The following is a 13,061-nucleotide window of genomic DNA, read 5'->3' as shown; positions in this document are numbered from 1 at the left end:
CTGGGGGCCGCCCCGGCCTTTCCGCCGGGCCGCCGGCACGCCCATGCTTGGAGCACAACCTCGAGCGGAAGGCCGCGATCAGATGGAAGGACAGCGGCGCACCGAAAACTTCTTCGGCGCCGCCGCTGCAGGCAGGCAATTGCAGGACGTCGGAGGCCGTTCGAGACTTCGGTTAGCTCGGTCCGCCCGTTTTTCTTCCGTCGCCGGTCCTCATCGGTGCTGCCGGCGATCGGCACTGGTCTGCTGCGCGCGGACGACGCAGGGCGATCACGGCGGATCACCCCCGGGCCGATCACCCTTTGACGAATCCCCCGAGGACGCGCCCCGGGGGATTGTGTGCCGATGTTTACGCGTCGGCGATTAAAGGCGCAGCGAAACGCCGGCGACGAGCTGTCGGCCCAGCAGGTCGTAGCCCATGATCGTGTTGCCGCGCAGCAGGCCGATCCGGCTGCGGCTGTCCGGCACGATCGGCGGGTCGCGATCGAAGATATTGTTCGCGGCAAGCCGGAACGTCATCCGCTTGTTGATGTCGAAGGTCAGCGCGAGGTCGAACCAGTCATAGGCCTTGATGCCCGGATAGGCATCGCGCTTGTCGGCTTCCGGCAGCGCCGGGATGCCGGTGCTGGCCGGCGCGTAGACTGTCATCGGCATGGCGCTGCGGTGCCGCCAGTTGAGCGACACGCTGGCGACGCGACCCGGCGCCGTCCAGGTAGTGCGGAACTGGTGTGCCCAAGTCGGCATGCTCTCGCCGCAACCGCTGCCGAAATAGCCGGTGCAGTCGCGCGGCGTGATGTCGGGCGCGCCCTGGCTGCCGACGAGGGTCATCAGCGTGCCGTTGAAGCTCATGTCGAGCGAACCGACACTGCCCAGGCCGACATTATACTGGCCCTGGAAATCCCAGCCATGCGACTTGGACTTGTAGCCGTTGGTCGACCCGCGCGAGACCCAGCCGGTCGCAGGGCTCCCGGTCGTCGGGCTCGACAGCGTGCCGTCGGCATTGCGCTTGATGCCGCGGCAATAATAGTCGTTGCCGGTGGCGAGGCAGCCGTTGATCCAGTCGAGCGGGTTGAAAAACTCGAGCTGGTCCTGAAGGTCGATCAGCCAGCGATCGACCGATACCGTGAGGCCCCGCACGAAGCGCGGGCGGAGCACCACGCCGAACGTCTTGCCATAGGCGGTTTCGGGACGCAGCGCGAAGCCGCCTTCGCGGACGGTGCAGCGATCGTCCGGACAGATCAGCGTCGCGCTGTTGTACAGATTGGTCGCCAAGCCGGTGCGGGCGCACTGCTGCGGCGACCAGGACGGCGCAACGCGCGGGCCGTTCGGGTTCGACGCATTGACCTGCGGGGCGCAGGGATCCGCATAGAAGCCGCGGTTGTACGAGATGTTCGACGCATTCGCCGCCGCGCCGACGCCCGGTGCCGCCTGCGACTTGTTGATCGAAGCGCGGAAGGTAATGTCCTCGATGGGCGACCAAATGCCCTCGATCTTCCACGTGCCGAACTTGTCGTCCAGCCGGTTATACTTGGACAGGCGATAGCCGCCGTTCAGTTGCAGCAGCTTGGTCCAGGACTGGCGCTCGACCAGCGGCGCCTGGATTTCGACGTTGCCTTCCAGGATATTCTGGGTGACGCGGCTGTTGGCACCGCTGCTGTTGTTCTGACGGAAGATCTCGTTATAGTCGGTACGATCCATCTCGTCGCGATATTCGGCGCCGACCGCGATCGCGATGCCTTGCTCGGCGAAGGGCGACGTGACGCCGTACTTGCCCAGGTCGCCGCTCACCGTGCCGACGAACTGCAGCAGGCGCGGAATGCGCTTGGCGATGCCGCCGGTCGCGCCGCCGTACAGATAATTGTTCAGCGCCGAATCATTGTTGAACGGGGCGAAGGCGTTGAACGGCACACAGGCGGGGTCGCTGCCATCGACCACCGAGCGGCACGTCGGGCGGCCGTTGACGTTCACCACGTTGAGCGAGCGGTTGACCTTGGTCGCGCTGGCGAAAGGCTCGTCGATCGTGTCGAGCTGGGCGCGCGACAGCATGCCGGCGACGTCATAGGACCAGACATTGTCCAGCACCCGACCACGCAAGCCCGCGGTGATGCGATACCCGGCGTTGATATATTCTTGGCGGACCAGCGGCTGCGAATCGAAGCGGTAGCGCACGTCGAGCGGTGCAAACTGCCCCGCAACGCCCGCATTCGCGCCGCACAGCGTCTGCCCCTGCGAGGCCGAGAGGAACGGGTTGTCACAGTTCACCTGGTACGGCGTGGTGCCGAGGGCGCTGTAGGACAGGACGCGGTTGAGCTGGGTGTTGTACGACTTGTCGCGGTACCACAGTATGTTGCTGTAAAGCTCGACATGATCGTCGAGCTGCGCGGTCAGGAAGCCGCCCGCGTTGACGCGGTGGAACGGCCGCTGGAACGCCCAGTCGTCATACGGATTGGCCGAGCTGCCAGCACCGCCGCTGTTGATCGGGATGAAGGTGCCGTTGCCGTTCGGATTGTTCACATATTGCGTGCCGGCATTCGGCCCTGCCTGCGGGATGATCGTACCGGCCGGCGTGTAGCTGGCCCGCGAGCAGGCCAGCGGCGAGGTGCGGCTGCTGGTGATGACTTCGCAGACCGCGTTCGAGCGGTCGCGCAGGCGGACGAGGCTCGACTGGCGATAATCGGCGAAGCCCGAGATGTTGACGCTGCCGCCGAACAGGTCGGCACCGGCCGCCACGCTGATATCGGCACGGCCGCCGTCATTCTTCATCCCCAGCGGCGCGTTGAAGCCCGCGCGGGCCGCGGCATCGGTCACCGCGCTGCGGCGATTGTTGTGATTGAAGAAGCTGTAATTGCCGTCGATGCGGACGCCGGTGAAGTTCTTCTTCAGGATGAAGTTGACCACGCCCGCGACCGCGTCCGACCCGTAGACCGACGAGGCACCGCCGGTGAGCACGTCGATGCGCTCGACCAGCGCGTTCGGGATGATGCCGACATCGACCGAGTTGGGCAGGCCGATGCGGAGGCCATCGATCAGCATCAGCGTGCGCTCATAGCCCAGGCTGCGCAGCTTGATGCGCTGGCGACCTTCGGAGTCGCTGAAATTCTGTTCGGAATTCACCTGCACCTGCGGCAGGCGGTTCAGCACTTCCTCGATCGTCGTCGCGCCCTGCGCCGCGATCTCGGCAGCGGTGGTCGTCAAGATCGGCGCGGCCGAACGGTTGTTCGGGCGCACGATGCGCGTACCGGTGACGACGATGTTGCCGCTCGAACCATCCTGATCGGCGCTCTCCGGCACCGAGCTCGCGGCCGCCAGGCTCGACGGCTGGCTATCGCGATCCTGCGCTGCGGCAGGCGATACCATCAGCGCGGCCACGCAGCAGCTCGTGGCCCAAACTCCCCTCAACTTCATTCGACTATCCCCTTCGTTTGCCCTGAACCCTGTCCATCGATTTGTCGGGGGCTGCCGCACCACGCGAAGCGGCACGGCGGGCTCGAGGCGGCCGTTGAGGCACCCGGCAAACACTTCCAAGGTTGGTTCGCAGAAGGTGTCATACTGGTTTCATCTGGGCAACATGCAGTCCCGGCTTTTCACAATTTGATTGCGATATTTCTCGAACCGTTACCCGCAGGTCACAATCCTGCCTCCCCCAGGCTGCGTTAGAAACGTTATGAAATTTCCTGGAAATGGATTGTGACGTTCACGCCGTCGCCCTACGCAGAAGGCGCACGCCACCGCTTCTCCGGGCAACGCGCGCCGCAAACCGCCGCAACGGAGTCGCGCGGTTGGACAGGACCAATAGGAGAGCTGCCTGTCGCTACCTCGGCGCGCGCATCGAGAAGGGAGCATCCATCTTGCGCGCCCCCCAATCCTTGTTCGGCACCGGCCCCATCACGAAGCGCAGCGTCCCGCCCGCCTGCAGATCCGCACGCGACAGCCACGGCTTGGTGTACGCACGGCCGTTCAGCGTGGCGGACTGGATGTAGATATTCTCGGCGCTGTTGTTCGCCGCCTCGATCGTCAGCACCTTGCCGCCCGGCATGGTGAGCTTGACGGAGCGAAACAGCGGGCTGCCGATCGCATATTGGCCGACGGTCGGCGTCACCGGATAGAAGCCGAGCGCCGAGAAGACGTACCAGGCCGAGGTCTGGCCGTTATCCTCGTCGCCCGGATATCCGTCGGGCGTCGCGGCATAGAGGCGACGCATGGTGTCGCGCGCGTGGAACTGCGCCTTCCACGGCGCGCCGGCCCAGTCGTAGAGATAGATCATGTGCTGGATCGGCTGGTTGCCATGGGCGTATTGCCCCATGTCGACGATCTGCATCTCGCGGATTTCGTGGATTACCTGGCCGTAATAGCTGTCGTCGAAGATCGGAGGCGTGGCGAATACCGAGTCCAGCCGATCGACGAACTTGGCATCGCCGCCCATCAGGTCGATCAGGCCCTGCACGTCCTGCATCACCGACCAGCTATAGTGCAATGCATTGCCCTCGGTGAAGGCATCGCCCCATTTATAGGGATTGAACGGCGTCGCCCAGGATCCGTCCTTGTTGCGGCCGCGCATCCAGCCGCTCTCGGGATCGTAGAGTTTTCGGTAGTTCTGCGCGCGCTCGGCATAGAGGCGGGCGTCGGCCTGCTTGCCGAGCGTCGCGGCCAGCCGCGAGAGGGAGAAATCCGCCGTGGCATATTCCAGCGTCCGTGCGGCGTTTTCATTGATGCCGACATCATAGGGCACATAGCCGAGCTGGTTGTAGAGCTCGGCCCCTTCACGGCCGACCGCGCGCACCACATTGCCTTCGGCGTCCTTGGGTCGATCCTGGCTGGTCGTCGCGTTCTTGACCATCGCCGCGTACAGCGTCTCGATGTCGAAGCCGCGCACCCCGTTCAAATAGGCATCGGCGATGAGGTTCGCCGAGTTGGAGCCGATCATCACGTCGCGATAGCCCGGGCTCGCCCATTCGGGCAGCCAGCCGCCTTCCTTGTAGGTGTTGACGAGGCCCTGCAGGATCTCGGCATCGCGCTCCGGGTACATCAGCACGAACCAGGGGAAGACCGCCCGCCAGGTGTCCCAGAAGCCGTTGTCGGTATAGAGCGGGCCGGAATGCACCTGCCCGTCATAGGGGCTGTAATGCACCTGCCGCCCCTGGTCATCGATCTCGTGAAACATGCGCGGGAAAAGGAGCATCCGGTATAGTGCCGAATAGAAGGTGCGGCGATTGTCGACACTGGGATCGGTCACGCGGACGCGGCCCAGTTCCGCCTCCCATGCGGCCTTGGCCTTGGCTCTGGTCTGTTCGAAGCTGTCACCGCCGATTTCGCTCGCGAGATTCCGCTCGGCCTGTTCCGGGCTGATGAACGACGAGGCGACCTTCACCTGCACCCGTTCCCCCGCGTGGGTGGCGAAGCTTACGACCGCGCCGACATGACCGCCCTCGCGCGTGGCCGCGCCCGTCAGTTGCCAGTTGTCGTCCCAGGTACGGATGATCGTGAAATCATGGTCGAACTCGGCGACGAAATAGTTTCGGAAGTTGGCCGGCACGCCGCCATGGTTGTTGCGCACCCAGCCGGAGATACGGCGGCGCGCACGATCGATCGTGATGTTCGATCCACCTTCAAAGGCATCCAGCACGATGTGCGCATCGTCCGCCTTGGGGAAGGTGAAGCGGAACTGCGCCGCACGGGCCGTGGGCGCCACCTCCGCCGTAACGTCGTAATCGGCGAGATAGACGCGATAGCTGTACGGATGACTCTCCTCGGCCTTGTGGCTGTACCAGGAGGCGCGCTCGGCCTCGCGGATCCGCAACGGGCCGGTTTCCGCCATCAGCGCGAAGGCGGCATAGTCGTTCATCCACGGGCTGGGCTGGTGGGTCTGCTTTATGCCATTGATCTTGTTGTCATCGTACATATAGCCCCAGCCGCTGCCGGGCTTGCCGGTCACCGGCGTCCAGAAGTTCATGCCCCAGGGCACCGCGACCGCCGGATACGTATTGCCATTGGAAAGCGCGTAGCTGGAATCGGTGCCCATCAGCGGGTTGACCAGATCGACCAGCGCGTCGCCGCGCGCGGCCTGCTGCGCCGTCGCCGGCAGGGAAGCGGCGCCGGCCAGCAGCATTACGGCGGCGCGAAGCGGCATGGCGGAAGCGTGGCGCACGATGGATCCTTCTGCTCGTCGGGTTCGGCGTAGAGTAGCCGCGCCTTCCTGCCGCGGGATTTGCGTCGCGGCAACGCTCCTTCCTTCCAGCTCAAATTGCAATCTTCGGCGATGCCCGGTACCAGCGGACGGACCGGCTGTCGCTGCTTGGCGGGTTCCGCTACGATCACGAGCGCAATCGGATCGCGGGCGACGCGGTGGCGACGTTCGTCGGCACGCTGCCCGATCCCACTGCCTATGGCGCGCTCGCGCCGGCCTTCACCGGGATCAACGCCGCGGTTCTGGGTCTGGTGCAAGACGCGAGTTGCGACCCTGTACGGGCCGGCCGTCATGGCACGCCGCATCGTGCCTAAGGCGTGATTCAAAGGATGGGGCGGGCCACGCCGCCGCGGCCCGCCCCCATTCTCGTCGCCGCGGTTACGCGTCGATATTGCGCCGGAATGTTTCGGGCAGGAAGAACAGCCCGATCACCACCGTCGCCGCGGCGACCACCACCGGGTACCACAGGCCGTAGTAGATGTTGCCCGTTGCCGCGACCATCGCGAACGCCGTGGTCGGCAGGAAGCCGCCGAACCAGCCATTGCCGATGTGATAGGGCAGCGACATCGAGGTGTAGCGGATGCGGCTGGGGAACAGTTCGACCAGCATTGCCGCGATCGGGCCGTACACCGCCGTCACCAGCAGCACGAAGAAGAACAGGATCGCCACCACCAGCACGGTGTTGACCTGTGCCGGATCGGCCTTCGCCGGATAGCCGGCGGCGGCAAGCCCGGCCTTCACCCGTGCCTGGAAAGCGCTGATGGCAGCCTTGCGCTCCGCGCCGGCAATAGCGGCGGGATCGGGAGCCGCAAAACCGGTGGCGCCCACTCGAATCTGCGCGATCGTGCCGGCCGGCGCCGCGACGTTCTGATAGTTGATGCCGCCCTTCGCCAGAAAGGATTTGGCGATGTCGCAGCTTGTCGAATCGAACTTGTTGCGGCCGATCGGATCGAACTGGAACGAGCATTCGGCCGGATTGGCAACGACGGAAACCGGCGCCGTCGCCACCGCCCGGGCCAGCGCGGGGTTGGCGGCGTCGGTCAACATGCCGAACAGCGGGAAGTAGGTGAGCGCCGCCGCCGCACAGCCGGCCAGAATGATCGGCTTGCGACCGATCTTGTCGGAAAGCCAGCCGAAGATGACGAAAAACGGCGTGCCCAGCGCCAGCGCGATCGCGATCAGGATATTGGCGGTCGCGCCGTCCACCTTCAGCATCTTCTCCAGGAAGAAGAGCGCATAGAACTGGCCGGTGTACCAGACGACCGCCTGTCCGGCGACAGCACCGATCAGCGCGATGATCACCCAGCGCAGATTGCCCCATTTGCCGAAGGCTTCGGTAAGCGGCGCCTTGGAGGTGGTGCCCTCGTCCTTCATCTTCTGGAACACCGGGCTCTCGGAAAGCTGCAGCCGGATCCACATCGATACCGCGAGCAGCACGATCGAGATGAGGAACGGCATCCGCCAGCCCCAGCTGGCAAAGGCTTCCTCGCCCATCGCGGTACGCAGGCCGATCACCACCAGCAGGGCGGCGAACAGGCCAAGCGTGGCCGTCGTCTGGATCCAACTGGTGTAGAGGCCGCGCTTGCCCTCGGGCGCGTGCTCGGCGACATAGGTTGCCGCGCCGCCATATTCGCCGCCCAGCGCCAGCCCCTGCACCAGCCGCAGCGCCACCAGCACGAACGGCGCAGCGACACCGATCGTCGCATAGGCCGGCAGCAGGCCGACGGCGAAGGTGGAGAGGCCCATCAGGCCCATGGTGACGAGAAAGGTGTTCTTGCGCCCCACGAGATCGCCGATGCGCCCGAACACCAGCGCACCGAAAGGCCGCACGGCAAAGCCTGCCGCGAACGCCGCCAGGGCCAGAATGAAGCCCGTCGTCTCGTTCACGCCTGAGAAGAACTGCGCCGAAATATAACTCGCCAACAGCCCGTAGAGGTAGAAATCATACCATTCGAACACCGTCCCCAGCGACGAGGCGGCAATGACGAGCTTCTCGTTCTGTGTCGCCTTGTGGTGCCTTGGCAGCCCATCTTCCGTTGCGATCGCCATCATCCTCTCCCTTGTTAGACCTCGTATTTAAAGGCCATTTCGATTCGGTCGAGTGTACCGCTGGCGCCGGAGACGAGCGCACGTCGCGTGCCGATCGGCACCCGCCCGGTGCCCGAGCCCCCGGCCTTCGCGCTATCGCCTGCCCCGCCCGCGTCCAAACGCAATTCCCGCACGATGTTGGCGCGCGCGTAATCGCCATGCCACAAGTGCCACCACCCTTGCGACGACGCCGGGCAAGCGTTCAGGCTCATCGCTTACCGGCAGACATCTTCTATGCCGCCCCCATGGCGCTGCGCCCCCTCATGCGCGCAGGCGACGTCTATGGGGCGTGGACCTTCCGCACCACGATCAAGCTGCCGAAATCGGTGGGCGAACCGATCGCCCCCGGATGGCGGGGAACGGTATCGCCATGCCGTCGGCGAGGGCTGCGGCCCTATCGTCGACAGCCGGTGGCAGGCCGAAACAGGCGGCGCGATGATCCTGCCGCTACCGGGCGCGCCCGACCTCCAGCCCGGCAGCGCAGGCAAGCCGCTGTTCGGCGTCGAGGCGGATCAGATCGGATACGCTGATCGCCCCTTCCCCGCGGGCGGCTTCCGCAAGCCGCACCAACAGCAGCGGCGCCACCACGAACAGCAGCATCGCCTATGGATAGGCCGGCAGATGGCTCCCCCCCGTCATCGGCCGCATGATCCTGCCGCACCGCCGTCATCCCGGCGAAAACCGGAATGATGCGGTGGGCGCGGCGATCGTTTCTCCTCCATGCAACGCGGCATGGGTACGGGCTCCGCCGCATGTGCAAGCCCAAAGCTGGGAACGGAACAGGCGCGAACCAGCGAACCGCCCGACGATCGACGGTGCCGGCGTGCCGGGACCGACCACCCGATGCCGCGCGTTTCCGACGCGGCCGAGCGGCGCGGTTCCCGCAAGGAAACAGCTCAGAATTGGTAGCGAACACCCGCCCGCAATGTCCGCGGTTCCACTATGCGGCTCAACCGACCCTCGGCAGGCGCTGCCATCACCGCCGGCACGAAATAACGATAATAATAGGCGATATCCTTGTCACGACTACCCAATATGTTCAGCAGCTCCGCATAGACCTGAATCCGCCCCGGCTTCCAGGCACCACGCAGATTCACGACGCTGCTTCCCTTGTCACGGACACTATTGTCGTCGAGCAACGGATAGGGGCCAAGATGACGCAGCCGAATACTTGCATCGAACCGTGGAGAAACGGCGGAAACCCCAATCTGCGCGGCGTTTTCGAAGGCGTTGGGAATATATGCGCCATCCACGTATCGCGCATGGCTTGCGGTGTAGTTCGCGTCTACAGCCAGCCAGCGCAACGGGCGCCAGAATCCGACGAGTTCATAGCCATGGCGGCGCGACGCGCCGGTCGGCTCCACCGTGTTCGAATCCCCGACAAAGCGAAGCTCGCTCTGCAGGTCGAGCCACCAATAGGTCGCGGTCAAGCTAAAGCGAGGTCGCTGAAAGCGCGCGCCGACTTCGTGGCCGCTGCCGCGCGACAGGATCGGTACCCGCGCTTCCGCAACGGCGCCGCGCGCATCGTTGGAATGAAAACCCCGCCCCCAATTGCCGTACAGTTCAAGGAACGGCGCGACCTCATAGGCAATCGCAGCCTTGGGCGAGACAATCCCGCTCTCTCCCCGCCCCTGCCCAAGCGCCCGCGCGGGCGCGTCGCGCGCAGCGACGTCATATGCGTAATAGTCGGCACGCAATCCCCCGGTAAGGCGGAGGCCGCGCACCGGCTTCCACATAATCTCGCCATACCCCGCCGCGGACGCCTCCCGGACCCGATATGCGCCGAGACTCTCCACGAAAACACGGTCGGCGGTGCGGTGCACCCCAACTTCGGGGATGTCGTCGTAGCGGTTCTCCGTGCCCGCAACGATGTGCAGCCGGTCTCCCAGCCGCCAGACATTCTCGCCCTTGATTCCGAAGATCCAACGCCGGTCGAACTGAAAGATTTGCGCGCTTCGGCCATACCCCGCCGAAGCCGGATCCGTACCGGCGAAGGTCGGGTTGGAATACATGCTCCAACGATAGGATTGGGCATATAGGTTAACCCGGTAGGTGGCGCCGCGCAGGCCGACATTACCAACGAACCGCGTGGTTTCGCCGCGCGCGCTGGGATCTGGCGAACAATAGCGATCGGGGCATATGCTGGTGCCGATGATCGCCTCCGGGATCTGCTCCGTCGGCCGCCATGTCCCGCGATAGCCATGCACCGTCACCTCCAGCGCGCCCAGCCCGGTCGCCACCGCATATTTCCCGAAGCCGGATACATGCCGCAATCGCTCCGGCTGCTGCCACGGGCCGTCATAGGTCTTGCCTTGCCCGACCAGCGTGACTTCCCCTGCCCCAAGCTTTGTCGAGCCACCGGCCGCAATTCGGCGCCAGCCATAGCTGCCCCCCTCGATCGAGGCCCAGGGCCGATCATAGCGATCGATCGTATGCAGATAGGCGGCGCCGGCCATCGCGAAATCGCCGCCATCGGCACGATAGGGGCCCTTGCGATAATCTTCCCGCGCCACGATTTCCGGGATCAGTCCGTTGAGATCGAGATAGCCCTGCCCATGCCCATGGGTGCGCAGGTTCATCTGCACATCGTCGATATAGGTGGTGAAATCGCTGCCGTGATCGAGGTTGAAGCCGCGCAGGAAATACTGGTTCGCCTTGCCGCTGCCGGAATGTTGCGCCGCGACCATGCCCGGCACCGCCTCCAGCAGTTCGGCGACCCGAAGCAGCGGGCGGACCAGCAGGTCCGATCCCGCAATGCTTCCCTCGCTGGCAGCCTGCGCGGTGCCGATCTTGCCCTCGCCGCGCCCGAACACGATCAGGTCGGCATCGCCCGCCTCGCTCCGATCTGCGGGCGCCGGCGACGATGGCGGCGGACCGTTCTGCGCGTACGCCGTCCCCTGCGGCAACAGGGCGACCACCGTGGACAAGGCTGCGACGAGGAAGCGGGTTTGCGGCATGGAGGATCGCCTGTTCGGAAGAGGAGCGCGCATCGTCGATACGGCTGCGCCGGGAGCGACCGTGTCTGGCCGGACCTCCCGCGCAGGAGAGTTTCGCAGACGAATCGTCGCCGCAAGTGTCGAACGGTTCGAGCAGGCCCGGTAACCCGCTGCGCCGGCCGGTCCGCGTCCCTGAGACGGGCGCTGCGCGCGCGACCGCACCCATCGCATCGCGAAAACGCGATCCATGCCTGCCCGGCAAGGCGCGCGTAACAGTCCTTTCGACCGACGCGTGTAACGGTTTCACAACTGTAATCGCCTTCGCGAACGGCCGGAAGCCACGCAAATGCTGGACGAACCTTCCTGACGCCGACGCGCAGCATTTCGCTGGACCGCGCAGCCGGGCGCGGGAAGCACACCAGAAGATGGACGAGGAGTTGGATGGATGAAGATGCGTAAGAACCTGACGGTGGTGGCAGCGGCGGCGTTCGGCACCGGCCTGCTCGCCCTCGCAGTGGCGACATCGCCTGCGCTGGCGCACCATTCCTTCGCCATGTTCGATCAGACCAAGATCCTGAACGCGAAAGGCACGATCAGCGAATTCCACTGGACCAACCCGCACTCCTTCGTGATCGTCGACGTGAAGACCGGGGGCACGACCACGCGCTACACGCTGGAATGCAACAGCACGAACATGATGACGCGCGCCGGCTGGAAGGTGAACACGGTGAAGCCGGGGGATCCGGTGGGCATCACCTATTACCCGCTGCGCACCGGCAAGCCGGGCGGCATGCTGAAGACGGTAACGCTTCCCAACGGCAAGACGCTGAGCGCCTGGTGATCGGCAGGGGAAGGGTGCCGCCGCGCCCCCTTCCCCGCCCGGCCCCGCCCTTCCCCATGCCGCCAACGCGCGCCCAACCGGCAGCCGATGCCGGCGGCGGACGCGAGCTTACCGTTTAGGAGATGATGCATGAAAATCGCCATCACGGCCCCGCTGGCACTGATCGGGCTCGCCGCCCTGCCCCTTACCGCCGCCGATGCCGGCCAGGCCGCCCCCAAAGCCCAAACGCAAGCACCGGCGCCCGCGCCGGCGGGCAAGGAGCCCGACATCATGGGCACCTGGGAAATCTATCCCGATCCGTTCGCAGGCGACGCCAACACCTTCGTCGAACTGCCGGTCCCCAATGGCGGCCCCAAGCTGAAGGAACCCTATGCCACCCAGTGGAAGGCAAAGCGGGCCGAGCGCGATGCCAAGCTGAAGGCCGGAACACCGCTCGTCGATCCCAGCACGCAATGCGCGCCGGAAGGAATGCCGATGATCATGGGCGCGATCTTCCCGCTGCAAATCCTGCAGACGCCGGGCCAGGTGACGGTTCTGGCCGAGTTCCTGACCCAGACCCGGCGCATCCTGTTCAACAAGCCGATGCCGCCGTTCGACGAAGTATCCCCATCCTATTACGGCTATTCGGTGGGCAAATGGGAGGGCGACACCCTGGTCGTCACCACCCGCGGCGTGCGCGAGGACACCCAGTTCTTCGAAATCCCGCACAGCAAGCAGATGGAGATCACCGAACGCATCCGCCTGACCGCGCCGGGCATGATGGAAGATCAGATCACCATCACCGACCCGGTGATGCTCGCCGAGCCCTACCACTTCACCTATGGCTACAAGCGCAACGACGAATATGAGATCGTGGAATATATCTGCGATCGCGTCGATCCGCTGTTCAAGGTGAACCCGGACGGCACCGTGTCGATGAAGACCGACGGCGAGAAGCACGATGCCGCGCCCCAGGGCGCACCCGCCAAACCGAAGGGCCACGAATAACCCCCCGCGTTCGCCGCGCGACAGGAAC

The 13,061-nt window shown here is 65.1% G+C and carries 8 protein-coding genes and 1 pseudogene; 3 read left to right on the top strand and 6 right to left on the bottom strand.

The genetic code is table 11. The features are described 5' to 3' along the window. Positions 1–360 precede the first annotated feature (360 nt). Together DD559_RS17265 and DD559_RS17260 are read right to left on the bottom strand one after the other, a co-directional pair. Positions 361–3,366, bottom strand: a complete 3,006-nt coding sequence (locus DD559_RS17265; protein ID WP_240610319.1) for a TonB-dependent receptor domain-containing protein — start codon at positions 3,364–3,366, stop codon at positions 361–363. A 442-nt stretch (positions 3,367–3,808) separates the two neighbouring features. Then, positions 3,809–6,124, bottom strand: a complete 2,316-nt coding sequence (locus tag DD559_RS17260; RefSeq protein ID WP_116470259.1) for a GH92 family glycosyl hydrolase — start codon at positions 6,122–6,124, stop codon at positions 3,809–3,811. 113 nt (positions 6,125–6,237) lie between these two features. Between DD559_RS17260 and DD559_RS17250 the strand changes: the two are divergent. Continuing rightward, positions 6,238–6,447 (top strand): annotated as a pseudogene (locus tag DD559_RS17250) (hypothetical protein); the annotation flags it as partial. 112 nt (positions 6,448–6,559) lie between these two features. On the opposite strand, the gene DD559_RS17245 reads toward DD559_RS17250, so the two are convergent. The 4 genes from DD559_RS17245 to DD559_RS17235 form a co-directional block, all read right to left on the bottom strand. Further along, on the bottom strand, positions 6,560–8,230 hold the full coding sequence (locus tag DD559_RS17245) for an MFS transporter (protein WP_116471003.1): 1,671 nt from the start codon (positions 8,228–8,230) through the stop codon (positions 6,560–6,562). Positions 8,231–8,244: 14 nt separating this feature from the next. After that, the gene (locus DD559_RS17240; RefSeq protein ID WP_133243853.1) at positions 8,245–8,481 is read right to left on the bottom strand and encodes a hypothetical protein; all 237 of its coding nucleotides are present in this window, start codon (positions 8,479–8,481) and stop codon (positions 8,245–8,247) included. 235 nt (positions 8,482–8,716) lie between these two features. Then, positions 8,717–8,869, bottom strand: coding sequence for a hypothetical protein (locus tag DD559_RS19885; RefSeq protein ID WP_165831133.1), 153 nt, complete (start codon positions 8,867–8,869; stop codon positions 8,717–8,719). Positions 8,870–9,165: 296 nt separating this feature from the next. After that, the gene (locus tag DD559_RS17235) at positions 9,166–11,226 is read right to left on the bottom strand and encodes a TonB-dependent receptor (protein WP_116470256.1); all 2,061 of its coding nucleotides are present in this window, start codon (positions 11,224–11,226) and stop codon (positions 9,166–9,168) included. 424 nt (positions 11,227–11,650) lie between these two features. Here DD559_RS17235 and DD559_RS17230 point away from each other — a divergent pair, with 424 nt between their 5' ends. Further along, complete coding sequence (locus tag DD559_RS17230; protein ID WP_116470255.1) at positions 11,651–12,046, top strand: DUF6152 family protein; 396 nt, start codon at positions 11,651–11,653, stop codon at positions 12,044–12,046. Positions 12,047–12,175: 129 nt separating this feature from the next. Next, positions 12,176–13,033 (top strand): hypothetical protein, encoded by an 858-nt coding sequence (locus DD559_RS17225; RefSeq protein WP_206364534.1) that lies wholly within the window; start codon positions 12,176–12,178, stop codon positions 13,031–13,033. Positions 13,034–13,061: the final 28 nt, after the last annotated feature.

This window comes from Sphingomonas pokkalii (assembly GCF_003096275.1).
Classification (GTDB): Bacteria; Pseudomonadota; Alphaproteobacteria; order Sphingomonadales; family Sphingomonadaceae; genus Sphingomonas; species Sphingomonas pokkalii.
Note: the sequence above shows the minus strand (reverse complement) of the source record. Positions and strands in the feature narration are given on the sequence as shown.

Excerpts from the sequence above, each read along its gene's own strand:
- DD559_RS19885 (WP_165831133.1), bottom strand. The coding sequence starts at position 8,869 with ATGCTGCTGTTCGTGGTGGCGCCGCTGCTGTTGGTGCGGCTTGCGGAA.
- DD559_RS17260 (WP_116470259.1), bottom strand. The coding sequence starts at position 6,124 with ATGCCGCTTCGCGCCGCCGTAATGCTGCTGGCCGGCGCCGCTTCCCTG.
- DD559_RS17245 (WP_116471003.1), bottom strand. The coding sequence starts at position 8,230 with ATGGCGATCGCAACGGAAGATGGGCTGCCAAGGCACCACAAGGCGACA.
- DD559_RS17225 (WP_206364534.1), top strand. The coding sequence starts at position 12,176 with ATGAAAATCGCCATCACGGCCCCGCTGGCACTGATCGGGCTCGCCGCC.
- DD559_RS17235 (WP_116470256.1), bottom strand. The coding sequence starts at position 11,226 with ATGCCGCAAACCCGCTTCCTCGTCGCAGCCTTGTCCACGGTGGTCGCC.
- DD559_RS17240 (WP_133243853.1), bottom strand. The coding sequence starts at position 8,481 with ATGAGCCTGAACGCTTGCCCGGCGTCGTCGCAAGGGTGGTGGCACTTG.
- DD559_RS17230 (WP_116470255.1), top strand. The coding sequence starts at position 11,651 with ATGAAGATGCGTAAGAACCTGACGGTGGTGGCAGCGGCGGCGTTCGGC.